We start from the raw sequence: 25,893 nt of genomic DNA, 5'->3' as shown, positions 1-25,893 counted from the left end.
CGCGAGGAGCACCACCATGAGAACCGACGAACGACTCCCGGCGGGGCAGCCGGCCACGTCCGGTCTGAAGGCGAACGCCATCGGCCTTCCCGGCGCCGTCATGCAATCGGTGACCACGATGTCCCCGGCCATCACGGTCGCCTTCACCGTGCCGTTCCTGGCCGGCACCGCCGGCACGGCGAGCCCGCTCGTGGTGCTGCTCGCCGCGGTGGTGTCCTACCTGCTCGGCTACTCGCTGGCCCAACTGGCCCGGCACATAACCTCCGCGGGGACCTACCACAGCTTCGTCAGCCGACTGCTCGGCCCCCGCTGGGGCTTCCTCGCCGCGTGGGCGTACCTGTTGTTCTATCCGGTCGCCACCGCGATGTTGTGCGGCCTGTTCGGCTCCACACTGCACCGGGTGCTGCTGAGCGAATACGGCTGGGACGTGCCGTGGTGGGCGCCGATGATGCTGCTCCTGGTGGCCATCGCGGCGCTGGCCTACAAGGGCGTCGAACTGGCCGTGGGCGTGACCGTGGCGCTGGGCGTGTTCGAGATCGTGGTGATGGTCGTGCTCTCCGTCTGGGGCCTGCTGCAACCCGGCGACGGCGGCACCAGCCTGTCCTGGCTCACCGGGAGCGGCGCCCCCACCGGCAACGGCTTCTTCCTCGGCTTCGTGTTCAGCATCTACACCTACACCGGCTGGGACGCGGCCGCCTCGCTCGGCGAGGAGACCGCGGACCCGCGCCGGAACATCCCGCGGGCGGTGCTCGGTTCGATCGTCATCCTGGGCGTGTTCGTCGTGCTGACCACATGGGGTCAACTGGCCGGCTGGGGAACTCGCGACATCCAGGGCCTGGTGGACTCCGAGCAGATCCCGATGTTCGTGCTCGCCCACAAGTACTGGGGCGCGCTGTGGTTCCTGGCCCTGCTGGCCCTGCTCAACTCGATCATCGGCGGGGCCATCGCGTGCATGAACGCCTCGGCCCGATTCATGTACGGAATGGCCCGATCGGGCGCGCTGCCCGGGCCGCTCGCCAGGCTGAGCCGGCATCAGACGCCGGCCGCGGCGATCGGCGCGCAGACGGTGATCAACGTCGTGGTCGGACTGGCGATGATCGCAACGGTCGGCCTGTACAACGTCTACGCGTTCACCGGGCTGATGTTCACCTTCGCCCTCGCCGTGGTGTACGTGATGGGCAGCGTCGCGGTGTGGCGGATGTACCGGACCATGGCCCGGCACGAGTTCAACGTGCTCAAGCACGCCGTCGTGCCGTTCCTGGGCAGCGCCGCGCTGATTCTGGTGGCGTACGAGTCGCTGGACCCGCTGCCGGAGAGCCCGTTCGTGTGGGCACTGCCGGTGGTGCTCGTGTGGATGGTCGGCGGCCTGATCCTGCTGCTCGTGCGCCGGCGCGGACTCGACGACGAGTCGCTCGCGAGCACGACCTCGGAGGTGTCCGAATGAGCGCCCGGCGCAAGCGGGTCGTGGTCACCGGCGGCTCCGGCCGCCTCGGTCGGTACGTACTGGCCGAATTCGCCGGCGCACACGACGTGCTCAATGCCGACCTCGGCCCGCGTGCGGGCGGTCCCGATGTCGCGTATCGCCGCACGGACATCCTCGAACCGGACGCCCTCGCCGCGGCGTTCGAGGGCGCGGACGCGGTGGTCCACCTCGCCGGGATCGACTACGACTGGGCGGACGACGCGACCACGTGCGTGCGGGTGAACACCATGGGCTGCTGGAACGTACTACAGGTCGCCCGCGAACAGGGCGTCGCCCGCGTGGTGGTGTGCTCCAGCGTCGCCGCCACCGGGCTGCACGAACTGCGTGCCGGATGGACGCCGATCCGTCTGCCGATCGACGACACCCACCCGAGTCGGCCGGTGGACCCGTACGGCATCAGCAAGGCCCTGGTCGAGGTGATCGCGCGCGGCTTCGCCGACGCGAGCGGGCCGGACGTGGTGTGCCTGCGTCCGTGCGCGGTGGTCTTCCCGGAGAACCTGCACACCTTCCTGCACCCGGCGGCGGGCGGCCCGCGCACCCTGTACGACTACGTCACCGCCGAGGACGTCGCGCGGGCCTTCCGGGCCGCCGTCGAGACCCCCACGCCCACCTTCGGGCCGTATCTGCTCGCCGCCGCCGACTCCGCGCACCCCGAACCCACCCTCGACTGGTACGCCCGCGACGTGGGCGAGTTGCCCGCCGACACCGACCTGGACCGCTTCGCCCGCGACCCGCACGCCGGCGCGGTCCGCGCCGACGCCGCCCGTGAGGCACTGGGCTGGGAACCGCGAGGGCGCTTCGCCGACCTGATCGCCCGGCACGACTACACCGTCACCCTCGACCAACGGAGGAAATCATGACCGACCGGACTCGGCTGCGCGACCTGACCGGACCCGAGATCGCCGAGCGGGCGGCGCACGAGGTGCTGTTCCTGCCGCTCGGCTCGATTGAACAACACGGACCGCATCTGCCGGTGGACACCGACACGCACATCGCCGAGCGTTTCGCCGCCGCCACGTGCGCCCGCACCGGCGGCCTGCTCGCGCCCGGATTCACCTACGGGTCACGATCTCGGCCGATCAGCGGCGGTGGTGAACGTTTCCCCGGCACTGTCTCGCTCACCGCCGCCACGCACAGCGCGCTCCTCGCCGACCTGCTGGTCAACTACGCCCGGCACGGACACCGGCGGATCGTGCTGGTCAACGGCCACTTCGAGAACACCGCGCCGGCCGTCGAAGGCGTCGACCTGGCACTCGAACGCGGCGCCGCGGCCACGGTGTTGGTGGTGAACTGGTGGGAGGTGATCGGCGCGGACGCACTGGATCGCATCTTCGCGGGCGACTTCCCCGGTTGGGAGGCCGAGCACGCGGGCATCGTAGAGACGTCGCTGATGATGCACCTGGACCCGGCTCGGGTGCGCGTGGACGCGATCAGCCCGCTGACCGTGGAGATCACCCCGCCCCCGTACACGGTGTTGCCGGAACGGCCGGGCCTGGTCGATCCCTCCGGCGTACTGCGCACCGCACACGGCAGCTCGGCGGCGCTGGGCGAGGCGCTGTTCGCGAGCACCACGGACGCGCTCGCCGCGGTGGTGCGGGCCGAGTTCGGACCGCGTGCCGGGCAGGGGCGATGAGCACGCCGGGCAGGGACCACGACGGGTCGGCGCCGGTGGCCGTGGTCAGCGGCGCGGCGGCCGGGATCGGGCTGGCCTGCGTCCGCGAACTACGCAGCCAGGGCTGGCTGGTGGCCGGATGCGACCTTCGGGTCGGCGACGCGGCGGATCTCGATGCGGTGGTCGACGTCGCCGACCCGGTCGCCGTGGCCCGGTTCGTCGACCGGGTCACCCGTGAACTGGGGCCGCCCACCGGCGTGGTGAGCGCGGCCGGGTATGTCGAGGAGATCCCGCTCGACGCGATCTCGCCCGCGGCCTTTCGGCGGATGCTGGGCGTGCACCTGGGCGGCCTGCACCACCTGACCCGCGCCACGCTGCCGGCCATGGTGGCGCGCGGTGGCGGCGCGATCGTCGCGGTGGCCTCCGAACTGGCCATCGCCGGCGGCGAGGACGCCGCCCACTACGTGACCGCCAAAGGCGCCCTGCTCGGCCTGACCCGGTCGCTGGCGGCCGAATCGGCATCCGCCGGTGTGCTGGTGAACGTGGTGGCCCCCGGCCCCACCGACACCGCGATGCTGGCCGCCGGCACCGTCTGGCGCGACCCGGCCTACCTGGCCACGCTGCCCACCGGCGCACTGGTGCGTCCGGAGGAGATCGCGCTCACCGCGGCTTTCCTGCTGTCCGGCCGCGGTGCGCTCACCGGCCAGGTCGTCTCACCCAACGCGGGAACGGTGATCTGATGAAGCTTTCCGCCAACCACGCCGTGCTCGTGGGCCTGCCGACCGACGTCGACCGGGCCACCGCACAGGTGTTGCGCGCACACGGCACACGGGTGACCTCGTCGCGGTCGCACGCCGACGCCCCGCTGCGGCCGGCGCCCGATCTCTTCGTGATCGGCTCGACCGAGGCCCGCCCGGCCGCCGCGTTCCTGGACACCGATCCACAGACCTGGTGGGCCGATGTCGAAGGACGGCTGTCCGCGCTGTTCGCCCGAGTCCGTGCGGCGGGACGAGACCTGGTCGCCGGGGGCGGCGGACGGATCGTGCTCGTGCTCGACGCGCGTGGTCTGGCCGGGGCGGCGGGCGCCACCGCCGACGCGACGGTCGGTGCGGCGGCGATCGCGCTCACCAAGTCGCTGGCCCGGGAACTGGGCCCGGCACACGTCGCGGTCAACGCGGCGGCGGTCTCGGGCCCGCCCGAGGCGGGCTTCGCCGAACCCACACCGCACGAGATCGCCGAAACGATCGCCTTCCTCGCCGACCCTCGCCTTCCGTCCCTGACCGGCCAGACCCTGCCCTGCACGGGCGGCACGATCCGCACTCGCGCGTAGCGCCGCGCCCGCGCATGGCTCCGCGCTCCGGGCATGGCGCCGCGTCCGGCCCATGGCGCCGCGTCCGCGCAGAGCACCGCGCCCGCACGGCGCCTGTGGCCGACAAACCCCGCCGGCGTGCGTCGGGTCGCAAAAGGACGTGACCGCACGCCTGTTCGGGTTCCGATCCGCCGGCCCTCACCGTGGTCGGGTGTCCCGGGTCGGGGCGGGACCCGACCGGGACCGGGAGCCCAGGTGCCCGGGACCGGGGGCGGCCTAGCGTGACGGGGGTCCGGACCAGGAGGGATGTCGATTCGGTCGACATCTTCCCTTTTGCGACATCCGCGATCAGCAAGGGATGGAGAATATCATGACGTACGACGACAGCTACGGGCCTCCGACGCTGGTCGAGGTCGGCGACTTCACCGAACTGACCCTCGGCCTCTGGTGGGGGTGCCCGCAGGACGTCTTCGGCGGCCTGACGCCGCTCGCCTGCTGACCCTCGCTGTCGGCAAGTCGCCGGGGGAACGGGTGCGGAGGCGCTGCGTGTGCGCCTCCGCACCAGCCGGCGCCGTACGCCCTGCGGACAGCGCGCCGGGACCACCGCACCCGGACCCCGCACCCGGACCCCGCACCCGGACCCCGCACCCGGACCCGGCACCCGGACCCCGCACCCGGGCCGGCCCGCCCGGATCACCACGCCTGGGAGAAGGCCATGGATTTTCTGATCCTTCCGGACGCCTCGGTGTCGGCCCCGATCGCCGTCCCGAACGCCGGACCACCACCGTGGCGGTGCGTCGCGCACGCCTCGGGCCGACCGTGGCTCGTGGGGCACTGGTCGGACGAGGACGTCACCACGGTTGTCGCCGGCACCCGACGCCTCGTGCTGTTCGGGCACACCCGGCTCGACGTCGCCGCCGCGACCCGCATCCTGGCCCACGCCCGGTCCCTGCACGACCTGGACGAACTGGCCCGCACCCTCCCGGGCAGCGTCCACCTGCTCGCCTCGATCGACGGCCGCGTCCGCGCACAGGGCGCCCTGGCCGGCACCCGACAGATCTTCCACGCCCGGGTCGCGGGAGTCACCGTGGCGGCGGACCGGCCGCGTCGGCTGGCCGATCTCGTCGGGGCGCACCTGGACGAAGAGGCCCTGGCACTACGCCTGTTGGCCCCCGGGGCGCCCTGGCCCCTGTGTACCCGCTCGGTGTGGACCGGCGTCGATCAACTCGACGCGGGTTGCTGGTTGGAAATCGACACCGAAGGCGCGCCTCGCACCGTGCCCTGGTGGCAGGCGCCGGCGGCCGAAGTCCCGTTGCCGCAGGCGGCCGACTCCGTACGCGCCGCGATCCGCGACGCCGTCGCCGTGCGGACCGCGGGCGGTCGTACGGTCAGCGCCGACCTGTCCGGCGGACTGGACTCCACCGGCCTGTGCTTCGTCGCCGCGGCCGAGGAGGGCAGACTGCTCACCCACCACTGGAAGCCCCTCGATCCCGCCAACGACGACACGCTGTGGGCCGAACGCGCGGCTGCCTTATTGCCCACCGCACTGCACTGCTCCAGCGGGCCGGCCGACGGCCCCGGCCGGCTGGACGCCGGCACGTACGACGGCGACAACGAGCACATCGGCGCCTGCGCCGGCGCCGGGCGCCCGGACGATCCGCGTGGCTCGCAGGGTCCGCTTCCGTGGAGCCGGAACCTGGCCCGGATGGAGTACGTCGCACGGGACTCCGCAGCCCGCGGTGCCACGGTGCACCTGATGGGCGTCGGCGGCGACGAACTGTTCTCCGTCACCCCCACCCACCTCCGCACGCTTGCGCGTAGGCGCCCCCTGACGGGTCTGCCGGTGCTGCTCCGCTGCCGCGCGCTCAACCGCTGGGACCTGCTCCCCACCCTCGGCGGCCTGACCGACAACGCCTCCTTCGCCGACGCCCTGCGCGCCGGCGCACGGCGGATCACCGCAGCCGCGCCGCCACCCTCGCAGGTCTTCATGGGCTGGGCGCCCGATCCGCGGCTGCCCGCCTGGGTGTCCCCGAGCGCCGTCGCATCCGTGCGCCGCCTGCTGTTCGACGCGGCGGCGCACGACCCGCGGCCGCTGCACCCCGATCGGGCCGGCCACCGGATCCTGGAGGGTGTCCTCCACGGCGGGGCCGCGATCCGCGAGATGGGATGGAACCTGTCCCGGTACGGCATCGATCTGGCCGCGCCCTACCTGGACGATCGGGTCGTCGAGGCCGCCCTGTCGGTTCGACTGGAGGACCGCATGGTGCGCGGCGGCTTCAAACCGGTCCTCACCACCGCCCTGCGCGGACTGGTACCCGACGAACTCCTGGCGCGGCGCAGCAAGGGCGACTTCAGCGCCGAGTTCCACGCGGGCGTGGAACACAACCGGCACCGACTCGCGGAACTGTGCGACGACCTGCGGCTGGCCCGACTCGGACTGGTCGACGCGGACGCACTGCGCGCCGCGCTGCTGGGACCGAGTCCGGACACCGCGCCACCGGCTCCGTTCGAGAACACCCTGGCCTGCGAGGGATGGCTGCGTTCCGTCGAAGCGTCCGAGTCGCAACTCGCCCGTCGATAGGAGGATTTCCGATGCCCATCACCCCGGCCCCCGACGTCACCGCCACGGAGGTACCGGACGGGCTCGTGCTGCTCGACCAACGAAGGGGCCGGTACCGGCAGTCCTGCTGGAGGTGGCCTTCCTCGCGGCGGCGGCGCTGGTGGCGTTGGCGGTGGCCACGCGTCGGTTCTCGCGTACCGAGTAGCCACACGGTCCGTCGTCGACGGCGGACGGGCACGAGGGCCGGCCGTGCCGGGCGGGGGTCGCTCAGGGCGTGGCGTGGATGCGTCGGTAGACGGACGTCAGCAGCTGAGTCTTCGCCGGCCCTTCCACCCACCACCGCAGATGCCACTCGTCGGGCGACACGACGGTGAACTCCCCGTCGTAGCGGTCGGCGGCGCAGGGGTGCGTGGTGCTCCAGTGGCCGGTGCGCAGGTCGAGATGGTGGAAGGGCCTGCCGTCGGCGAAGAGCACGTCGGCAGTGCCGTCGCCTCGCGGAACCAGCCGGTGGGTGCGGCTCGCCCGGTTGGCGATGCCGGCCCAGACGAACTCGCCGGACTCCACTTCGAGCAGCTCGTCGCCGATTCGCCGGAAGACCGCGGTACCGATGAAGGTTCCCCGCGCGCTGGAGCGCTCGTCGACCACGGCGCGGTCGACGGACCACTGCCCGGCGAGGTAGGCGGCGGTGTCGGGAACGGAAACGGAACGCATGCGCCCATGATCCCCTGCCGCGCGGGTACCTCTCCGCGGTCCTGCCGACCGGTCCGGTGCTCGACTCCACTCCACGGCCGGGCGCCGACCGCCGGGTCCGGCCCCGAGACGATCGTCTCGGGGCCGGACCCGACCGACGCCGACCGTCAGGTGCCGACGTAGGCCGCCAAGTGCTCGCCGGTGAGCGTGGAGCGGTCGGCGACGAGATCGGCGGGCGTGCCCTCGAAGACGATCCGGCCGCCGTCGTGACCGGCGCCCGGGCCGAGGTCGATGATCCAGTCGGCGTGCGCCATGACCGCCTGGTGGTGCTCGATGACGATGACCGACTTGCCGGAGTCGACGAGCCGGTCGAGCAGGCCGAGCAACTGCTCGACGTCGGCGAGATGCAGCCCGGTGGTCGGCTCGTCGAGGACGTACACGCCGCCCTTCCCGCCCATGTGCGTGGCCAGCTTGAGCCGCTGCCGCTCGCCGCCGGACAGTGTGGTGAGCGGTTGCCCGAGGCTGAGGTAGCCCAGCCCGACATCGGCGAGCCGGCCGAGGACGGTGTGCGCGGCCGGTGTGCGCGCCTCGCCGGAGCCGAAGAACTCCTCGGCCTCGCTCACCGACATCGCGAGCACCTCGCTGATGTCGCGACCGCCGAGGTGGTACTCCAGCACCGACGCGTCGAACCGCTTCCCCTCGCACTCCTCGCACACGCTCGCGACGCCGGCCATCATCGCCAGGTCGGTATAGACGACGCCGACGCCGTTGCAGGTGGGACAGGCCCCCTCGGAGTTGGCGCTGAACAGCGCCGGCTTCACCCCGTTGGCCTTCGCGAACGCCTTGCGGATCGGGTCGAGCAGTCCGGTGTACGTCGCCGGGTTGCTGCGCCGCGACCCGCGGATCGCGCTCTGGTCGACCGACACCACGCCCGCGCTCGCGGCGGACTCCGAGTCCTTGACCAGCGACCCGTTCACGAGCGAACTCTTGCCGGAGCCGGCGACGCCGGTGACGACGACCAGTACCCCGAGTGGGACGTCCACGTCCACGTCGCGCAGGTTGTGCGTGGTGGCGCCGCGGATCTCCAGCGCGCCGGCGGGTGTGCGTACCTTCTCCTTGAGGACGGCCCGATCGTCGAAATGGCGGCCGGTGACGGTGCCGCCCGTCCGTAGTTCCTCGACGGTGCCCTCGAAGCAGATGGTGCCGCCCGCCGTCCCGGCGCCGGGGCCGAGGTCGATCACATGGTCGGCGATCGCGATGGTCTCCGGCTTGTGCTCCACGACGAGCACCGTGTTGCCCTTGTCGCGCAGTCGCAGCAGCAGGCTGTTCATGCGCTGGATGTCATGCGGATGCAGCCCGATGGTGGGCTCGTCGAAGACGTAGGTGGTGTCGGTGAGCGACGAGCCGAGGTGGCGGATCATCTTGACGCGCTGCGCCTCGCCGCCCGACAGGGTGCCCGCGGGCCGGTCCAGCGAAAGGTAGCCCAGCCCGATCTCCACGAACGAGTCGAGGCTCTGCCGCAGGCCGGCGAGCAGCGGCGCCACCGACGGCTCGTCGAGGTCGCGGATCCACGCGGCCAGGTCGCTGATCTGCATCGCGCACGCGTCGGCGATGCTGATCCGCTCGATCTTCGAGGACCGCGCCCCCTCGCTCAGCCGGGTGCCGTCGCACTCGGGGCAGGTGGTGAACGTCATCGCCCGCTCCACGAACGCGCGGATGTGCGGCTGCAGCGCGTCGACGTCCTTGGCCAGCATCGACTTGCGGATCTTCGGGATCAGACCCTCGTACGTCAGGTTGATGCCGTCGACCTTGATCTTGGTCGGCTCCTTGTGCAGGAGGTCGTTCAGCTCCTTCCCGGTGAACTTTCGGATGGGCTTGTCCGGGTCGAAGAAGCCGCAGCCGCCGAAGATGCGGCCGTACCAGCCGTCCATGCTGTAGCCGGGGACCGTGATCGCGCCCTCGTTGAGCGACTTGGAGTCGTCGTAGAGCTGGGTGAGGTCGATGTCGGAGACCGTGCCCCGGCCCTCGCAGTGCGGACACATGCCGCCGGTGCGGTTGAAGGTCGCCTTCACCGCCTTCTTGGCGCCGCGCTCGACGGTGATGGCACCACTCGCGCGGACCGAGGGCACGTTGAAGGCGTAGGCGCCGGGCGGACCGATGTGCGGCCTGCCGAGGCGGCTGAACAGGATGCGCAACATCGCGTTGGCGTCGGTTGCGGTGCCGACCGTGGAGCGCGGATCAGCGCCCATGCGCTGTTGGTCGACCAGGATCGCGGTGGTCAGCCCTTCGAGGACGTCGACCTCCGGCCGCGCCGACGTCGGCATGAAGCCCTGCACGAAGGCGCTGTACGTCTCGTTGATCAGCCGCTGGGACTCCGCGGCGATAGTGCCGAACACCAGGGAGCTCTTGCCCGAGCCGGAGACGCCGGTGAACACCGTCAGCCGACGCTTGGGGATCTCGACGCTGACGTCCTTGAGGTTGTTCACCCGTGCGCGGTGCACCCGGATCACATCGTGGCGGTCGGCAACGTGCGGCGCGGGCGACTGCGAGTCCGTCCTCTTGGCCATGCCTGTCGTGTCTCCGTCCCTCGGGCGAGGCCGCCTTCGCGGCCTTCGCCGATGTCGCCCGGCTCGATCCGATCGGCTTCGAACGCTACATCCGATGCCCTCACGCGCCTACGCCGGAGGAGGCGGTCCGGGGTGGGCGGGCCGTCCGTCGAGGCAGTGGTCACCGGCGGCGCCGTTCACGACCGCCGCGCCGGCCGCGACCCGACGGCCACGCTTCTCGATTCCTGATCGGTGTCCCGTGAGCACGATGCCGCCCGGCGAGCGAGCCGCACCGGGGGTTCACGCGCTCGAAGTCTGCGTGGCGACGCGGTCAGCTCGACTTCTTGGCGAGTTCGGCGAGGAACCGCGGCACTCGGCCGGCACCGAAGTCGTAGAACCGCGCCCACTGCGGCTCGACCGCGATACGCGCCATCCGGTCGTACATGGCCCGGCAGTTCCGCTCGAACTCGGCCGCGTACTCGGCGTCGAAGTTCTTCCGCGCGGCCGCGAGGTACTCCGGAACCACCCCGTCGACGATGGTGAGGTGCACGACGCCGCGCACCGACAGTGTCTTGGCCGAGCCGGGGCTGTCGCCGGCGTCGATGGTCAGGGCGACCTCGGGGCGGGCGGACAGCGCCCTTACCTTGGGCGCCGTGGCCGCGGTGGACATGACGATCTCGTCGCCGGTCCAGAAGATCCCGATCGGGATGACGCGTGGCCGCCCGTCGGGTCCGTTGTATGCCAGCCGCGCCATTGACGCCTGGCTCAACAGCTCGTGGGCGTCGGCCAGCTCCTGTGCGATCTGCTCGGGGTCCATGACTCGTCGTCCTCCACTGTCGCGCGGCCGCTCGTGGCCGCTGTGTCCCCGGGACGGAGACGCCGCCACGTTCTCGACACCCGCGGCCGAATCGCCGTCCACTCGCCCACGGTGATCGTGCCGCGCTCGCCGGCTTCCACAACTTCGACCGCGTCACCTTCGACCAGTCGCCGGAGCCGCTCGACACCTTCCCACACCGGCTCACGATCGAGGACTTCGTGGCACCGACGTTTTGAGGCACCATCCTCGTCCGGAAAAGTGCGCCGGTCACAGCCGGGTCGATCGCCGTCCCGCGCGCGCCGGGGACGGGCATGGCACGGGCCGGCCCTGTCGTCCCGGGGTGGCTACACGCAGGACGGGCACAGGCCGCGGTAGGTGACCTCGGCCTCGGAGATGGTGAAGCCGAAGCGCTGGTCCGGCGGGAGGTCGGCCAGCGGGTTGCCGGTCGGGTGCACGTCGCGCACGGTTCCGCAGGCGGAACACACCAGGTGCTGATGCGGCCGGTGGGCGTTGGGGTCGTAGCGCTTGGCGCGGCCGTCGGTGGAGACCTCCTTGACCTCGCCGAGCGAGACCAACTCGCCCAGGGCGTTGTAGACGGTCGCCCGGGAGATCTCGGGCAGCCGCTGCGCCGCGCGGGCGTGTACCTCGTCGGCCGTCAGATGTACGTGGTCGCCGTCGAGGACCTCCGCAACGACACGCCGCTGGGAGGTCATCCGCCAACCGCGTTCTCGCAGCCGCTCCAACAGGTCGCTCATGTCGGTTCACCTATTCAGGCTCGGTGGGGCGCCGAAGTTTACCGGTGGACGTTCGGGTTCCGGTTGGGTACGGGATTGGCGAGCATCTTGACTTGGACTCTGTCCATCGTAGGATCGGTTCCGGCGGCAGCCAAGGGGCAGCGAAGACTCCACTACGGCAGGAGACGCAGACGTGACGGCACCACCGTCGAGAAGCCGCGCGGTACCGGCCTGCGGATGACGGCCACCCGCGTCGCGCTGTTCCGGAGCGTTCCGGACGGTGACCACCTCGGTGTCGAGGCGATCGCCTCCCCGGCGTGCTATGGGTATGGGACGAACATGATCACGTTTCCCCTGGACGAGCCGCACGCGAGACCCTCCACCCGCTCCCGACGGCGCGACCCGCACACCGTCTCGAACCGGCCGGCGCCCCGGCCCGGTTCGACCGGGGACGCCGTGTCGCCGCCGACCGGGGTCGGCGCCCCACCGCTGCACCGCCCGCAGTTCCCCAGCACCGTGACCCGCAGTTCCGAGCACTGTGATTTGCCTGGTCCGGAAGGAATTCCCCATGTCTGAGAACCATGACGCAATCGTCGTAGACGCGAAGTCCGAGGGCGAGGGCGGCTGCCCGGTCGCCCACGGACGAGCCCCGCACCCAACCCAGGGCGGCGGCAACCGCCAGTGGTGGCCGGAGCGGCTCAACCTGAAGATCCTTGCCAAGAACCCGGCCGTGGCGAACCCCTTCGGTGAGGACTTCGACTACGCCGAGGCGTTCAACACCCTCGACCTCCCCGCCGTGAAGCGGGACATCGCCGAGGTGCTGACCACCTCGCAGGACTGGTGGCCGGCCGACTTCGGCAACTACGGCCCACTGATGATCCGAATGGCGTGGCACAGCGCCGGCACCTACCGGATCAGCGACGGCCGCGGCGGCGCCGGCGCCGGCCAGCAGCGCTTCGCCCCCCTCAACAGCTGGCCGGACAACGCGAGCCTCGACAAGGCCCGCCGGCTGCTGTGGCCGGTCAAGAAGAAGTACGGCCGCAGCCTGTCCTGGGCCGACCTGCTGATCCTCACCGGCAACGTCGCCCTGGAGTCGATGGGCTTCGAGACCTTCGGCTTCGGCGGCGGTCGGGCGGATGTGTGGGAGCCCGACGAGGACGTGTACTGGGGCCCGGAGACCACGTGGCTCGGCGACGAGCGCTACACCGGCGACCGGGATCTGGAGAACCCGTTCGGCGCGGTCCAGATGGGCCTGATCTACGTCAACCCCGAGGGCCCGAACGGCAACCCGGACCCGCTGGCCGCGGCGCGCGACATCCGTGAGACGTTCCGCCGGATGGCGATGAACGACGAGGAGACGGTCGCCCTGATCGCGGGTGGCCACACCTTCGGCAAGACCCACGGCGCGGGTCCGGCGGACAGCGTCGGCCCCGACCCCGAGGCTTCGCCGCTCGAACAGCAGGGCCTGGGCTGGAAGAACTCCTTCGGCACCGGCAAGGGTGGCGACGCGATCACCAGTGGTCTCGAGGGCATCTGGACCAACACTCCGGTGACCTGGGACAACAGCTTCTTCGAGATCTTGTTCGGCCACGAGTGGGAGCTGTTCCAGAGCCCGGCCGGCGCGCACCAGTGGCGGCCGAAGGACGGCGGCGGCGCGGGCACCGTGCCCGACGCGCACGACCCGTCGAAGACGCACGCGCCGACGATGCTGACGACCGACCTCTCGCTCCGGCTCGACCCGGCCTACGAGCAGATCTCGCGGCGCTTCCTGGACAACCCGAACGAGTTCGCGGACGCCTTCGCCCGCGCGTGGTTCAAGCTGACCCACCGCGACATGGGCCCGGTCGTGCGCTACCTGGGTCCGGAGGTTCCCACCGAGACGCTGCTGTGGCAGGACCCGCTGCCGGCGGTGACGCACGAGCTCGTCGACGGCGCGGACGTCGCCGCACTCAAGAGCCGGATCCTCGACTCGGGCCTGTCGGTCTCCCGGCTCGTGTCCACCGCGTGGGCGTCGGCCTCGTCCTTCCGGGGCAGCGACAAGCGCGGTGGCGCCAACGGCGCGCGCATCCGCCTGCAGCCGCAGATCGGGTGGGAGGTCAACGAGCCCGACGAGCTGGCCGCGGTGCTGGGCGTCCTGGAGGGGATCCAGGAGGCGTTCAACGCCGACCGCACCGACGGCAAGCGGATCTCGCTGGCCGACCTGATCGTGCTGGCCGGTGCCGCCGCGGTCGAGCGGGCCGCCAAGGACGCCGGCTTCGACGTCGAGGTCCCGTTCACGGCCGGCCGCGTGGACGCCGTGCAGGACCAGACCGACGTGGAGTCGTTCAGCGCGCTCGAACCGGCCGCCGACGGCTTCCGCAACCACCTCGGGAAGGGCAACCGGCTGCCGGCCGAGTATCTGCTGATCGACCGGGCGAACCTGCTGACCCTGAGCGCCCCGGAGACGACCGCCCTCGTCGGCGGCCTGCGGGTCCTGGGCGCGAATTACCAGCAGTCCCCGCTCGGTGCCTTCACCGCGACCCCCGGCGTCCTGACCAACGACTTCTTCGTCAACCTGCTCGACCTGGGCACGACGTGGAAGGCGACCTCCGAGGACGCGAGCACGTTCGAGGGCCGCGACGCCGCCACCGGCGAGGTCAAGTGGACCGGCAGCCGGGTCGACCTCGTCTTCGGGTCGAACTCCGAGCTGCGCGCGCTCGCCGAGGTCTACGCGAGCGACGACGCGAAGGAGAAGTTCGTGCACGACTTCGTCGCCGCGTGGGACAAGGTGATGAACCTGGACCGGTTCGACCTGGCCTGAGTCCGACGTCCGGGTCGGCCCGCACGGGCCGACCCGGACGCCGCCGGCCCCACCCGGTTCGGCAGGCGTCCTGGGTCCGGTTCGGGTCAGGGGGTGTTGCGTCCGCAGAACTTGCGCTCGGCCTCGAAGGGATCGGCCGGAATGGTGATGTGGGTGCGGCGCCAGGAACCCTTCATGTTGTCCAGGAAGCGGCCCACCGACATGGGCGCCCGGGTGGACGCGCCCAGTTCGACGAGATCACCGCACCCCAGCGCGTGTCGGGCGGCCGTGACCTGTTCGGGGGTGACCGGCTCCGGCCGGGCGAAGTTGCCGGACGCATTCACCGGCGCGGCCGGATCCGCGTAGGCGGCCAGGAGCCACGCGTTGCTCAGCGGTTTCGAATGCCCCGGCTTGGTCACCGGAAGCTCGAACCGCGCCCCGATCGGATCGACCAGCCCCCAGTAGTCCACCAGCCGCACGTCCGCGGGCGACAGCGCTCCCGCAGTGCCCAGGTAGACGCCGATCACCGCGACTCGCGCCGGGATGTCCTTGCGCAGCGGCACCGTGATGATGTCACCCTCCAGACGCGGGCCGTAGTAGATCAACGACCGTCGACCGGAGGCGACTTCGGCCTCCACGGCGGCCCTGGTCAGCGGATGCGTGCGCAGGAAGTCGCGGGCCGAGGTGGGATGCGACGAGCCGGTGAAGCGCACGTAGTAGGCGCGTTCGTCGCCGACCGTCGAACCGGTGACGGGGCTGTAGCGCAGGAAGATCCCGCACACCACCGACCACACGACCAGCGCCACGGCCGGTAGCACCAAGGCCCGGGTCAGCGGCACCACCGCGACCGGCACAAGGAACAGGAACAGGATCGGCACGAGCATGCGCGCATGCATGTAGTCGCCGCCGACCTTGACCACATAGCCGAACAGGATCGTGGCGGCGAGTACGGGAGCCAGTACGAGCACCGTGTCCTCGCGCCGCCCGCGCCGCCCGCGCAGCGCGTATCCGGCGCCGAGCACGAGCACGATCAGCGGCCACCACAGCCGGTACGGTTCGGCGAAGTCGGTGACGTACGCCCAACCCCGGTCCCACAGCGACCCGTCGGCGCCCTTGGTGAGCGCCGGCATCGGAAACACGATGCCGTAGTAGCCCATCCGGAAGATCTGATACGCCACCGGCACAGCCGCCGCGACGCCCGCGACCACGAGCGTCCCGCGCACCGTGGGACGCACCACGAGCCACAGGGCGACCAGGAACACCGCGCTGACAGCCGCCGCCTCGGGACGTACCAGCGGGCCGAGCCCCACGATGGCCGCCGCGGCGAGCACGGCGCGGCGCGACCGGGCCCTGCGCAGCCGGACCAGCAACCACCACGAGCCGGCCGTCCAGCACATGTTGAGGCCGGTCTCCAGGCCGGATGTCGCGTACTCCCACATCGGCCGCAGGGCGAGCGGAAGCAGGATGCCGAACGGGATCAACAGGCTCTCGGCTCGGCCGGCCGCGGTGTGCAGCCGCCGTGCGCCGTCGACCGCGAACACGACGGCCGCGCAGGTCAGGGACAGGCCGAGCATCCAGGAGATGGTCGTGGTGTCGCTGCGACGCAGGACGAACCCGAACAGTGCGAGCGACCACTGCCACAGCGTGCTCGTGGAGGCCTCGGCGCGCTCGCCGGGGCTGGAGACGGGCCCGTTGCCGGCCAGGATCTCGCGCACCGCGCGCGTGAAGATCAACGCGTCGTCGCATATCCACCGCGCGTGATATCCGAGGACGCCGATCAGCACGGCAGCCGCCGGGGCGAGCGAGCGGTTCCATCGAGCGCGCGGGCCGCCTGCCGGCGAGGCGGACGCGTCGGCCTCCGCTTCCGCCGTGCGTGTGTGGTCCCGCTCGGGTCTCGCGGCGGACGCGGACGTTCGCTCGGACGTTGGCGTGGCGGCGGGGTCTGGGCTCATCAAGATCACCTATGGATCTCGGGCCGGCGACACGGGAAGGGCGACCCCGCGTTTCCGGGCACGGCGAAATGGCGGTTCGTCCGCCGACGTCGGGTACTTCGAAGGGTGTGACGGCATGCCGGCAGAGCCCCTGGCTCGGCGGCGGGTGCGTATTTGTGGATGCGACCGGGCGTCCCGGGAGAGCGCGATGCCTTCGCGACGCGGCCTTGCCCTAGGAACGCGTCGAACCCGCCGGGGCGTTACATCCCGGCGGGTTCGAGGCGTGTGGGGGGGTTCGCGTTCACGGTGGTTCGTGGGCGCCGATCCGGGTGACGCGGTCGCCGCTCGCGACGACGACGAAGGCATTGGCCGTCAGGCGGTCCTGGGCGTCGAGGAAGAGCAGGCCCCGCTCGCCGACGGTGAGATCGGGGCCGGACGTGATGATCGCGGTCCATCCGCGGGGGAGTACGTCGTCGGTGCGGGGCGGGTCGTACAGGTCGAGTGTGACCTCTGCCTCGCCCCGTCCCGGAACCGAGATCGCGCCGTGTGTTTCGAGGATGTCCATGGATCGAGTGTGGGCAGCGGGACCGGGAACGGCGCGCCGAACTCGCGTACACCGCTCCGGGTTCCGTCCAGGATGACGGCTGCCCGACGCGCACGGAACCTACGAAAGATGGGTGTGACGTCTCGAAGGATGGTTGGACGGGATACGAAAGTTGATGCCGCGGATCTCCACCCGAGGCCGAAGTCCGGTAATTCGTAAGGAACTTGCGGAGACGGTAAGGCGTGGGCCGATTTCGGTCCGGCGGACCTTAGCCGATCAAGACGGGCGCGATCACCCAGTCGGGCACGCCCCGTTGATAGTTGAGTAAAGAATTCGCAAAGAACCTCGGACTTCCCCTGCCTCTGTCGTCACTCGCGCCTCTAGTGTCCGGTCACCCGGCCCATTTCCCACCGGTCGCCGTGACCCGACGGTTGGTGGGAACAGGCGTCGGGTTTCTGCCGAAACAGCTCGACGTCGTGGGCGCATAACGGCACCACAGCACCCTGATCGGCGTCGCTTCGCGTCCGGAACCATCTTCCGGGCGGAAGGGAGACCATCTTGAGTCGAGCGATACCCGGACGCGGCGGAACTCCGCCGCGAGCCATCCGGCGATTGCGTGGCCCGGTGACGCTACTGTCCGTCTCGCTCCTCGCGGTCACGGGACTGACCGCGGCACCCGGCGTCACCTCGTCCGCAGCAGCCGCGCGTGTGGACACCACCAGGGCCGTCTGGAATCCCGGCCCCAACGATCAATACTTCAATCCCGTCGAGGCCGAGGCCGGTCCCGACGGCGGCATCGATGCCGAGCAGACCACCGCCGACAAGGCCCGCAAGGCCAAAACCGGAGGCGGCAGCAAGGAACGCGAGGGCAATCCTCGCGCGGCATCGCAACTGCGCCTTCTCGAGGCCGAAGCCCAGCGCACGGGCAAGAGCCCGGAGCAACTCAAGGCCGAGAAAACCGGCTTGGCGGCGGGTTCCAAGCAGGACGCCAAGCTCTTGACGGTTCTCGTCGAGTTCAACGAGAACGCCAACGACGACTTCTCCGGATTCAACCGTCGGGCGAGCGTCACCGACGCATCCTGTGTACTGGAACCGCCGGGCACGATCAAGAACGGCCCACTGCACAACGCCATTCCGGACCCGGCGCTGACCGGGCGGGACAACAACACGCCGTGGGTCAAGGACTTCAGCTCGGAACACTTCAACAAGATGCTCTACACCAAGCAGGGCATCACCGAACGCATGCGGCCGGACCTGACCGGTCCCGACGGCAAGCCGGGCATCGACGTCTCCGGCTACACGATGAAGAACATGTACGAGGAGATGTCGGGCGGCAAGTACACCGTGTCCGGCACCGCCACTCCGTGGATCAAGGTGCCGCACTCCGAGGCGTGGTACGGCGCCGGCCGCTGCGGCAAGCGCGAGCAGGACATGGGCGGACACCCGAACAACCCGGGCGGAGCCGCCACGTTGGCCATCGACGCGGTGAACGAACTCGCGCGCAGCCAACCGAACTTCCCGTGGGCCGACTACGACAAGGAGGACACCGGCGACGCGGACGGCGACGGCAATACGCTGGAGCCGGACGGCGTGGTGGACCACCTGGTTCTCGTGCACTCGGGCAAGGACAAGTCCACCGGCGGCGGCGCCGAGGGCACCTATGCCATCTGGGCGCACTCCAGCGCCGTGGCGGGCGGGTACACGGTCCCCGGGACCCAGAAGAAGATCTCGAACTACATCGTGCAGCCGGAGGACTCCGGGGTGGGCGTGTTCGCCCACGAGTACGGCCACGACCTCGGGCTGCCGGACCTGTACGACAACTTCAGCGGTGGTTCGTCGGACGTCAACTTCTGGGATCTGATGGCGAACGGGTCCCACTCGGGTCCGCTGTTCCAGTCGATGCCCGCGCACATGAGCGCGTGGTCCAAGTACACGCTGGGCTGGCTGACACCGGAGGTCCTGAAGGTGGGCGACCGGCCCGCACTGGTCACGCTCGGCCAGGCGGCCAAGACGCCCAAGGGCACCAAGCAGGCCGTCCGGGTGAACCTCCCGGACAAGGTGATCAGGTTCAGCACGCCACACAGCGGCACGAAGGCGTGGTATTCGAGCAACGACCAGGACTGGGCGGACGTGAAGATCGTCCGTGACATCGCGGTTCCGACCGGCTCGGACGTGAAGTTCCAGTGGTGGAGCGACTACGCCCTGGAGGAGGATTGGGACTTCGGCTTCGTCGAGGTGTCCACCGACGGTGGCACCACGTGGACCCAGCTCCAGGTCCGGGACGAGGCCGGCAAGCTCGTATCGACTCCTCCGGACTACCCGGACCCGAACGGGAACCTCCGGGCGTTCCACAAGAGCACCGGGTTGACCGGCGAGAGCAACGGCTGGCGTCACGATCACGTGGACCTGACGCCGTACGCCGGGCAGAACGTCAAGCTGCGCCTCGGCGTGGACACGGACGCGGCGACGCAGTGGAAGGGCTGGGTCGCGGACGACTTCTCGCTCACCAACGGCTCCACCACGGTGTGGTCGGACGATGTCGAGCAGGGCGACAACGGCTGGACCCCGCAAGGGGGTTCGGTCGGCGCGGGCACCAAGGGCGCCGGCTGGATCCGGACCGACGGCACGTTCAGCCGCGAGCAGTACTACCTGCTCGAGTGGCGCAACATGTCCGGCTTCGACCAGGGCCTGAAGTACACCTACACGTTCGGCGAGGACGGCAAGCGCGAGAAGCTCGCCTACAACGCGCCGGGCCTGCTCGTGTGGCTGCGGGACAGTTCGTATCCGAACAACGGCGTACTCGACAACCTGGAAACGTCCCCGTCGTGGGGTGCCAAGGGTGAGTTGCTCCTCGTCGACGCGAACCCGGACCCCTACCGGTTCCCGGACGCGCCGTCGAACTCGGCGGCCAACCTCGAACCCCGAGTGCAGTCGGCGAACGCGGCGTTCAGCTTCAAGGACACGGCCGGGTTCCGGGCCTGCCGCAGGGCGGGCGACCACTGTGCGACCTTCGCCAAGCAGGAGCCGGTGCGGTTCTTCTCCGACTCGTTCGGCTACGCACCGGGTGCGGAGGCCAACGCGACCGGCTTCGCCGCCAAGGACGTCACCGGCTCGACCGTGGTCCCGGCGCGGGCTCCGTACTCGACCCGGGTGACCAAGACGGACGGTTCGCCGGACTACGCGAACTACGGCAAGCCGTTCTTCTCCTCGGTGCTCGGTTCCGGAAACCCCGGATGGGACAAGGCGTACGGCGCGATCGCGTTCCCGGTCCACCCGCTCTCGGGTGACAAGGGCGCCGTCGTGTGGATCGTGCCCGCGCGTAAGTAGGCAGGCGCAACAAAGAGCGGATGGGTGCGACGTCGGCCTCCACGACCGAATTGTGGTCGTGGGGGCCGACGCACGTCCGCGGCCGGCGCCGGAGCCCGACCGGCGGGAAAGCAGGGTTGTTCAGGAGGTAGCCGGTGGGGTCGGCCCGTGGCGGCGCAGGAAGGCTTCGACGAGGCTGTCGGTGAAGGCTTCGTCGACGGGTTCGGCGGTCACCAGGACGCGGTAGTAGAGCGGGCCCAGGAGTTGGTCCGTCTCGGTCGCGATGTCGAGGTCGGCGGGCAACCGGCCGCTGTGGATGGCGCGTTCGAGCGGCAGGCGGTCGCGTCCACGCTGTGCGTCGAGCCAGCGGGATCGGAAGTCCCGGGCGAACACCGCATCGTGCTGAGCCTGGCCGATCAGCGCGCGGAAGACGGCTCCGGAGTCGGACCTGTCGAGGAAGTGGGCCAGTCGCCGCAGGTAGTCCCGTAGATCGAGGGCGAGGTCGCCGGAGTCGAGCGGTGTCAGGTCCTCGACGGCGTCCTGGAGGAAGGCGTCCATCAGCACGTCGGTCTTGGTGCTCCACCACCGGTAGATGGTCTGCTTGGCCACGCCCGCCCTGGCGGCGATGCCCTCCATCGTGACGCCGGTGAATCCCTTTTCGGCGAGCAGGTCGTCGGCCGCCTCCAGCACCGCCAGTCGGGCCCGTTCGCTGCGGCCGTGCCGGTTGCCGTGGTGCTGCCGCGCGGATCCGTCGGTGCCGTCCGCCCGGGTGCCCTGTGTCCCGGATGTCATCTCGCCTCCCCTGTCGTCCCGCCTTCCGCGTCGAGGTTATTGCATCTGGAAACAACGAGACGTTGCGTCTACTCTAGGTCGCATGACATACACCAACACGCTTGCCGACCCTCGCGTCCGAACGGCTCTGGATCGCATGTTCGAGCAGGCCGAACAGGACGACGACGTCGCCGCGCGCATGGACGCGGAACTGCCGGGCGGGTTCGAGCCGTTGTCGCCCCGGGAACAGGCCGAGGCCGCGGCGGAGATCTACATGCCCATCTCCGCCGGGGGCGGGGCACTGCTGTACAACCTGGTCCGAGCCGTACGCCCGGCCACGGTCGTCGAGTTCGGCATGTCCTTCGGCATCTCCACGCTGTACCTGGCCGCAGCCGTGCGCGACAACGGCGCCGGACGCGTCGTCACCACCGAACTCAGCAAGGACAAGATCGCCGCGGCGCGCCGCACCTTCGCCGAGACCGGCCTGGACGACGTGATCACCGTGCTGGAGGGAGATGCCCGCGAGACCCTGCGCGAGCTGGACGGCCCTGCGGACCTCGTGCTGCTGGACGGCTGGAAGGACCTGTGCCTGCCCGTACTGCGACTGCTCGAACCGCAACTACGGCCCGGCACACTCGTCGTGGCCGACGACGTCGAGCTGAGCAATCTGCAGCCCTACCTCGACTACGTCCGCGACCCGGAGAACGGCTATCACAACGTGACCTTCCCGGTGGAGGACGGCATGGAGATCAGCTGCCGCCTGTGAGCAACGCGCGTGCGCTCGGAGAGTACGTTGTGGCAAAGGCACAGCCGACATAGACAACACGGCTTGCCACAATGGCAGTTGGTGTCGATGTTCCAGGTGGACGGAAGAGGTGAAGGATGTCGGACGAGCAGTGGATGATCGGACGGGAACCGCAGGACGAGCACCAGCCGGTGGTGGACTTACGCCTGGACGTCCCGCATTCGGCCCGGGTCTACGACTATCTCATCGGTGGCAAGACCAATTTCGAGCCGGACCGGATCGCCGCCAAGGCGTCGGTGGAGGCGTGGCCGGCCCTGCCGATCTCGATGCGCACCACCCGCACGTTCATGAACCGCGCCGTGCGCCACCTCACCGAGCAGTACGGCATTCGCCAATTCCTGGACATCGGCACCGGCATCCCCACCTCGCCGAACGTGCACGAGATCGCGCAGGCCATCGCCCCCGAGACGCGGGTCGCCTACGTCGACAACGACCCGATCGTGCTGACCCACGCGCGGGCCCTGATGTCGAGCACCGCACAGGGCCGGACCTGCTACGTCGATGCCGACCTGCGTGACGTCGACTCGATCATCGGCGCTCCACAACTGCGCGACGTGCTGGACCTGGGCAAGCCGGTGGCCCTGTCACTGGTCGCGATCGTGCACTTCGTCCTGGACCGGGACGACCCGCGGGGACTCGTACGCCGGCTCATGGACGCATTGGCGCCGGGCAGCTTCCTGGTGCTGACCGTGTTCACCGGCGACACCGACCCGGTGGGGGTCGGCGGCGTGGGCCGCGAATACAACGCCCGCGGCATGCCGCTGCAGATCCGGAACCGGGCCCAGGCGCTGACCTTCTTCGACGGCTACGACCTGGTCGATCCCGGGGTGACCCTGGTCCACCACTGGCGCCCCGACCACGACGCCCCACCCATCCGCGACCAGGACATCGCGATGTACGGCGGAGTGGCGGTCAAACGCGCCTGACCCGCCCGACAACCCCGCGTACGGCGCGCGGGCGTCGAGTCGGTGCGGGCGGGCGGATGGCCCGGACCGGTCAGCCCGTAGGCCGCGTCGGCGGCGGTCGGAGCGGCAGGCCGGCGGTGCCGATCAGGGCGCGGTTTCCCAACGGTGCGTCGAGGGTGATCGTCACGGTGCGCGAGGCCAGGATTGTGGAGCAGGCGATCCGCACGCCGTCCTCGGCGACCGTCGGCCCGGGTTTCGAGATGCCGACCACCGCGACGGCGACGACCTTGTCGCGCTGTACGGCCACCGGTAGGTAGTCGCTCCCGCACGGACCGGGCCCGTCCGGTGAGCCGTTGAACCCGACGGTGAGGGTACGGCCGTCCCCGGCCACGATCGCGGTGTCCACGCTTTGCATCGGGCGCCCGGGGTCCGGCCACGGGTCGTCGGTGACCGCGAGGCCGATCACCCGTACGGAGGTGTCCGCGAACGCGATCTCCCACGCCGGGACGGTCGCCTCGCCCTCGGTGGTCTGCACGGTTCGAGTCGCCGCGGACACGGACGTGACGGTCAGCCGGGGGGACTGCGTCGTTCCGCAGCGGGACTTCAGCTCGGGTGGCACGGACGTGCCGTAGCCCTGGAGCGGTGCCGTGGCCGGGCGGCGCTGGACGACTCCGTCCGCCCAGCGCACCTCGCCGTCCACCGGCGTCCGCGGGAGCACCCCGGGTGCGGGAGGGGCAAAGCAGCCGTCGCCGAGCGCGACCTTGAAGGCGTGGTTGCCCGACTCCCAATTGCCGACCTGGATGGGCATGCCGCCGCGGATGACGAGGGAGCGCGGTTTGTCCGCCGCGTAATCCGCCTCCCAGCGATCGGCCGCCTGCTCGGCGTCCCGTCGTGCCTGAGCGATGGTTTCGGCGGACGGGCTCCCGGTTGCCACGGGTGCGCGCGCGTCGGCGCCGTCCTGCTCCGCACCGCACGCGGTCAGGGTGGTGGCGAACAGGGCGACCGCGAGGGTGAGGATCAGTCGTGGTGCGGGAACGGACACGGGTCCACCTCCAGGACGCCGCGCTCCGTGCGCGGCGCCGGTGTGACGCACCACCCGCCCGGCCGGTTCCGTGCCCACGGCCGGGCGTTCGGCGGTTGTCGACGGGCGCTACCGGGTCTTCGCGCGGGCCGGAAACCGTGCACCGCGTACCCCGGTCGAGAATCCGGTGAAGCGGACGCGGTCATCGTCGACGCCCCGAGCGGCCATCTTTGCAGTGCCTATTGTTGTCCCGCGTACGATCTCGGAGGACCGCATCGGTTCCGCCCCACAGAGGTGACCCACACGTGACGACGCACTCCCGCAGGAGCCTGGGCCGCGTACTCGAGGACTTCGGCCCCACCCTCCTCGACCTGATCCACGGCGACCCGGACATCGTGGAGGAGATCGGCGGGGTGGTCATCCACGATCCGCACGACGAACCGCAGTACCCGCCGCACGCCGTGGTGCTGGGCCCAGCCGTGCACGGCCCCGCCGAGATCATCCGCCTGCTGCGCACGCTCGGCGCCCACGACGTCGCCGCGCTGATCGTCCGCGGACCCCTCGAACCCGACCCCGCGGTCGCCACCGCCGCCGGGCAGGCGGGGGTGGCGTTGTTGGCGCTGACCCGGGGCGCGTCCTGGGCCCAACTCGCCGCGCTGTTGCGCACGTTGCTCACCGAAGGCGACATCGGCGAGGCCGGTGCGCAGACCCTGGGCGGCATCCCCTCGGGGGACCTGTTCGCGCTCGCCAACGCGGTGGCCACCCTCTTGGACGCACCGGTCACCATCGAGGACCGCCGCTCCCACGTCCTCGCCTTCTCCGGTCGTCAGGACGAGGCCGACCCCTCACGCGTGGCCACCATCCTCAACCGCCGCGTGCCCGAGGAATACCTGCGCATCATGGCCGCCCGCGGCGTCTTCAAGGAGCTGTACCGCAGCCGGGAACCGGTGTTCTTCGCCCCGGCCACCCTCGACGAGGGCGAGCTCGGCCTCTTCCGGGTGGCGATCGTCATCCGGGCGGGCGACGAGATCCTCGGTTCGATATGGGCCGCCGTGCACGAGCCGCTCAGCCCCGAACGCGCCGCGGCCTTTCGTGAAGCCGCCGAACTCGCGGCTCTGCACCTGCTGCGCCACCGGGCCGGCGCCGACTTCGAGCACCGGCTGCGCGCGGACCTGGTCACCACGGTGTTGGGGGGTGGGCCCGGCGCCGTCGACGCCCTCGACCGCCTGGGCCTGGTGCACGAACCCACAGTCGTACTGGCTCTGGGCCTGGCCCCCGGCACGGGCGAGGACCACGCCCAACTGACGGCCGAACGGCAACGGCTGGCCGGGGCCCTGGCGATCCACCTCAACGCCGTGCAACCGCGTTCGGCCGTCGCCCTCCTGGGCGACGTCGCCTACGCGGTCCTGCCGGCACCGGGCGATCCGGCCGACGGACGCGAGCGCACCGTACAGATCGCCACGAACTTCCTGGAGCGCACCGGCGACCGGGTCAAGGCGCTGATCGGTATCGGATCGGTGGCGAAGGAACCCGCCGCGCTGCGCCGCTCGCGTACCAACGCGGACCGCGCGCTGCGTGTGCTCGCCGGGGGACACGTGAACCGGCGGGTCGCCTCGATCTCCGACGTCTACATCGACGCCCTGCTCCTGGAGGTACGCGACCTCGCCGTGGCCAACGGTGACGAACTCGCCGGCCCGCTCGCCCGACTCGTCGCCTACGACGCCAAGCACAACACGAGCCTGGTCGAGACGTTGCGGGCGTGGCTGGACGCCTTCGGCGACGTGACCACGGCCTCGGCGAGCATGTTCGTACACCCCAACACCTTCCGGTACCGGATGCGTCGAATGACCGAGGTCGGCCGGATCGACCTACAGGACCCGGCGGCGCGCTTCGCGGTCCAACTGCAACTGCGCCTGATGAGCCCGCGCCCGAGCGAGCCCACCCGCGACCTCGGCGACGCGGTATCGGCCACCACCCGGCCCGAGGGATAGCCGGAGCAGCGGCGTGGCGGGTGGGTCGCTCACCGTCCGCCGCTCGCCGCTCACTGCCCGCTGCCCACTGCGACTCGTTTTCGAGGCGA

General features: G+C 70.8%; 20 protein-coding genes. 12 read left to right on the top strand and 8 right to left on the bottom strand.

Annotated elements, in window-relative coordinates; all coding sequences use genetic code 11:
- The first annotated feature begins 16 nt into the window (after positions 1-16).
- The 7 genes from A3IC_RS0101190 (at position 17) to A3IC_RS0101160 (ending at position 6,985) form a co-directional block, all read left to right on the top strand.
- On the top strand, positions 17-1,444 hold the full coding sequence (locus A3IC_RS0101190; protein WP_158695764.1) for an APC family permease: 1,428 nt from the start codon (positions 17-19) through the stop codon (positions 1,442-1,444).
- Positions 1,441-2,343: an NAD-dependent epimerase/dehydratase family protein gene (locus A3IC_RS61655; protein ID WP_020548228.1), complete on the top strand. Its 903-nt coding sequence runs from the start codon at positions 1,441-1,443 to the stop codon at positions 2,341-2,343. The genes A3IC_RS0101190 and A3IC_RS61655 overlap by 4 nt, the downstream gene beginning before the upstream one ends.
- On the top strand, positions 2,340-3,116 hold the full coding sequence (locus A3IC_RS0101180) for a creatininase (RefSeq protein WP_020548227.1): 777 nt from the start codon (positions 2,340-2,342) through the stop codon (positions 3,114-3,116). Before A3IC_RS61655 ends, A3IC_RS0101180 begins: the two co-directional genes overlap by 4 nt.
- Positions 3,113-3,835, top strand: coding sequence for an SDR family NAD(P)-dependent oxidoreductase (locus A3IC_RS0101175; RefSeq protein WP_020548226.1), 723 nt, complete (start codon positions 3,113-3,115; stop codon positions 3,833-3,835). The genes A3IC_RS0101180 and A3IC_RS0101175 overlap by 4 nt, the downstream gene beginning before the upstream one ends.
- Entirely contained in the window at positions 3,835-4,425 is a 591-nt protein-coding gene (locus A3IC_RS0101170; RefSeq protein ID WP_020548225.1) for an SDR family oxidoreductase, read from the top strand. The genes A3IC_RS0101175 and A3IC_RS0101170 overlap by 1 nt, the downstream gene beginning before the upstream one ends.
- Before the next feature lie 349 nt (positions 4,426-4,774).
- The gene (locus A3IC_RS67195; RefSeq protein WP_020548224.1) at positions 4,775-4,903 is read left to right on the top strand and encodes a lasso RiPP family leader peptide-containing protein; all 129 of its coding nucleotides are present in this window, start codon (positions 4,775-4,777) and stop codon (positions 4,901-4,903) included.
- Positions 4,904-5,119: 216 nt separating this feature from the next.
- Positions 5,120-6,985 carry an asparagine synthase-related protein gene (locus A3IC_RS0101160; protein ID WP_020548223.1) on the top strand — a complete coding sequence of 622 codons (1,866 nt, stop codon included), beginning with the start codon at positions 5,120-5,122 and terminating at the stop codon, positions 6,983-6,985.
- Between the two features lie 246 nt (positions 6,986-7,231).
- On the opposite strand, the gene A3IC_RS0101155 is transcribed toward A3IC_RS0101160, so the two are convergent.
- The 4 genes from A3IC_RS0101155 to A3IC_RS0101135 form a co-directional block, all read right to left on the bottom strand.
- Entirely contained in the window at positions 7,232-7,675 is a 444-nt protein-coding gene (locus A3IC_RS0101155) for a DUF6314 family protein (RefSeq protein WP_020548222.1), read from the bottom strand.
- 146 nt (positions 7,676-7,821) lie between these two features.
- Positions 7,822-10,221, bottom strand: coding sequence for an ATP-binding cassette domain-containing protein (locus A3IC_RS0101150; protein ID WP_020548221.1), 2,400 nt, complete (start codon positions 10,219-10,221; stop codon positions 7,822-7,824).
- A gap of 310 nt (positions 10,222-10,531) precedes the next feature.
- Complete coding sequence (locus A3IC_RS0101140) at positions 10,532-11,017, bottom strand: pyridoxamine 5'-phosphate oxidase family protein (protein WP_020548220.1); 486 nt, start codon at positions 11,015-11,017, stop codon at positions 10,532-10,534.
- A 344-nt stretch (positions 11,018-11,361) separates the two neighbouring features.
- Entirely contained in the window at positions 11,362-11,772 is a 411-nt protein-coding gene (locus tag A3IC_RS0101135; RefSeq protein WP_020548219.1) for a Fur family transcriptional regulator, read from the bottom strand.
- A gap of 547 nt (positions 11,773-12,319) precedes the next feature.
- Between A3IC_RS0101135 and katG the strand changes: the two genes are divergently transcribed.
- Entirely contained in the window at positions 12,320-14,551 is a 2,232-nt protein-coding gene (gene katG, locus A3IC_RS0101125) for a catalase/peroxidase HPI (protein WP_020548217.1), read from the top strand.
- Positions 14,552-14,637: 86 nt separating this feature from the next.
- On the opposite strand, the gene A3IC_RS0101120 is transcribed toward katG, so the two are convergent.
- The gene (locus A3IC_RS0101120) at positions 14,638-16,482 is read right to left on the bottom strand and encodes an arabinofuranosyltransferase AftB family protein (protein WP_158695763.1); all 1,845 of its coding nucleotides are present in this window, start codon (positions 16,480-16,482) and stop codon (positions 14,638-14,640) included.
- 280 nt (positions 16,483-16,762) lie between these two features.
- Complete coding sequence (locus A3IC_RS0101115) at positions 16,763-17,026, bottom strand: hypothetical protein (RefSeq protein ID WP_020548215.1); 264 nt, start codon at positions 17,024-17,026, stop codon at positions 16,763-16,765.
- Between the two features lie 603 nt (positions 17,027-17,629).
- Between A3IC_RS0101115 and A3IC_RS0101110 the strand changes: the two genes are divergently transcribed.
- Positions 17,630-20,332, top strand: coding sequence for an immune inhibitor A domain-containing protein (locus A3IC_RS0101110; protein ID WP_020548214.1), 2,703 nt, complete (start codon positions 17,630-17,632; stop codon positions 20,330-20,332).
- 120 nt (positions 20,333-20,452) lie between these two features.
- On the opposite strand, the gene A3IC_RS0101105 is transcribed toward A3IC_RS0101110, so the two are convergent.
- Positions 20,453-21,103: a TetR/AcrR family transcriptional regulator gene (locus A3IC_RS0101105; protein ID WP_020548213.1), complete on the bottom strand. Its 651-nt coding sequence runs from the start codon at positions 21,101-21,103 to the stop codon at positions 20,453-20,455.
- A gap of 82 nt (positions 21,104-21,185) precedes the next feature.
- Here A3IC_RS0101105 and A3IC_RS0101100 point away from each other — a divergent pair, with 82 nt between their 5' ends.
- Positions 21,186-21,848, top strand: a complete 663-nt coding sequence (locus tag A3IC_RS0101100) for an O-methyltransferase (protein ID WP_026217743.1) — start codon at positions 21,186-21,188, stop codon at positions 21,846-21,848.
- A gap of 116 nt (positions 21,849-21,964) precedes the next feature.
- Positions 21,965-22,813: an SAM-dependent methyltransferase gene (locus A3IC_RS0101095; RefSeq protein ID WP_020548211.1), complete on the top strand. Its 849-nt coding sequence runs from the start codon at positions 21,965-21,967 to the stop codon at positions 22,811-22,813.
- 70 nt (positions 22,814-22,883) lie between these two features.
- Here the strand turns inward: A3IC_RS0101095 and A3IC_RS0101090 are convergent, their stop codons facing one another.
- Entirely contained in the window at positions 22,884-23,834 is a 951-nt protein-coding gene (locus tag A3IC_RS0101090; RefSeq protein ID WP_026217742.1) for a hypothetical protein, read from the bottom strand.
- 284 nt (positions 23,835-24,118) lie between these two features.
- Here A3IC_RS0101090 and A3IC_RS0101085 point away from each other — a divergent pair, with 284 nt between their 5' ends.
- Positions 24,119-25,804, top strand: coding sequence for a PucR family transcriptional regulator (locus A3IC_RS0101085; RefSeq protein ID WP_020548208.1), 1,686 nt, complete (start codon positions 24,119-24,121; stop codon positions 25,802-25,804).
- Positions 25,805-25,893: the final 89 nt, after the last annotated feature.

The sequence above is a fragment of the Embleya scabrispora DSM 41855 genome, assembly GCF_000372745.1.
GTDB lineage: Bacteria > Actinomycetota > Actinomycetes > Streptomycetales > Streptomycetaceae > Embleya > Embleya scabrispora.
This window is presented reverse-complemented; position numbering and strand designations above follow the sequence as displayed.

Coding starts and splice junctions, on each gene's coding strand:
- A3IC_RS0101190 (WP_158695764.1), top strand. CDS start 17: ATGAGAACCGACGAACGACTCCCGGCGGGGCAGCCGGCCACGTCCGGT.
- A3IC_RS61655 (WP_020548228.1), top strand. CDS start 1,441: ATGAGCGCCCGGCGCAAGCGGGTCGTGGTCACCGGCGGCTCCGGCCGC.
- A3IC_RS0101180 (WP_020548227.1), top strand. CDS start 2,340: ATGACCGACCGGACTCGGCTGCGCGACCTGACCGGACCCGAGATCGCC.
- A3IC_RS0101175 (WP_020548226.1), top strand. CDS start 3,113: ATGAGCACGCCGGGCAGGGACCACGACGGGTCGGCGCCGGTGGCCGTG.
- A3IC_RS0101170 (WP_020548225.1), top strand. CDS start 3,835: ATGAAGCTTTCCGCCAACCACGCCGTGCTCGTGGGCCTGCCGACCGAC.
- A3IC_RS67195 (WP_020548224.1), top strand. CDS start 4,775: ATGACGTACGACGACAGCTACGGGCCTCCGACGCTGGTCGAGGTCGGC.
- A3IC_RS0101160 (WP_020548223.1), top strand. CDS start 5,120: ATGGATTTTCTGATCCTTCCGGACGCCTCGGTGTCGGCCCCGATCGCC.
- A3IC_RS0101155 (WP_020548222.1), bottom strand. CDS start 7,675: ATGCGTTCCGTTTCCGTTCCCGACACCGCCGCCTACCTCGCCGGGCAG.
- A3IC_RS0101150 (WP_020548221.1), bottom strand. CDS start 10,221: ATGGCCAAGAGGACGGACTCGCAGTCGCCCGCGCCGCACGTTGCCGAC.
- A3IC_RS0101140 (WP_020548220.1), bottom strand. CDS start 11,017: ATGGACCCCGAGCAGATCGCACAGGAGCTGGCCGACGCCCACGAGCTG.
- A3IC_RS0101135 (WP_020548219.1), bottom strand. CDS start 11,772: ATGAGCGACCTGTTGGAGCGGCTGCGAGAACGCGGTTGGCGGATGACC.
- katG (WP_020548217.1), top strand. CDS start 12,320: ATGTCTGAGAACCATGACGCAATCGTCGTAGACGCGAAGTCCGAGGGC.
- A3IC_RS0101120 (WP_158695763.1), bottom strand. CDS start 16,482: ATGAGCCCAGACCCCGCCGCCACGCCAACGTCCGAGCGAACGTCCGCG.
- A3IC_RS0101115 (WP_020548215.1), bottom strand. CDS start 17,026: ATGGACATCCTCGAAACACACGGCGCGATCTCGGTTCCGGGACGGGGC.
- A3IC_RS0101105 (WP_020548213.1), bottom strand. CDS start 21,103: ATGACATCCGGGACACAGGGCACCCGGGCGGACGGCACCGACGGATCC.
- A3IC_RS0101100 (WP_026217743.1), top strand. CDS start 21,186: ATGACATACACCAACACGCTTGCCGACCCTCGCGTCCGAACGGCTCTG.
- A3IC_RS0101095 (WP_020548211.1), top strand. CDS start 21,965: ATGTCGGACGAGCAGTGGATGATCGGACGGGAACCGCAGGACGAGCAC.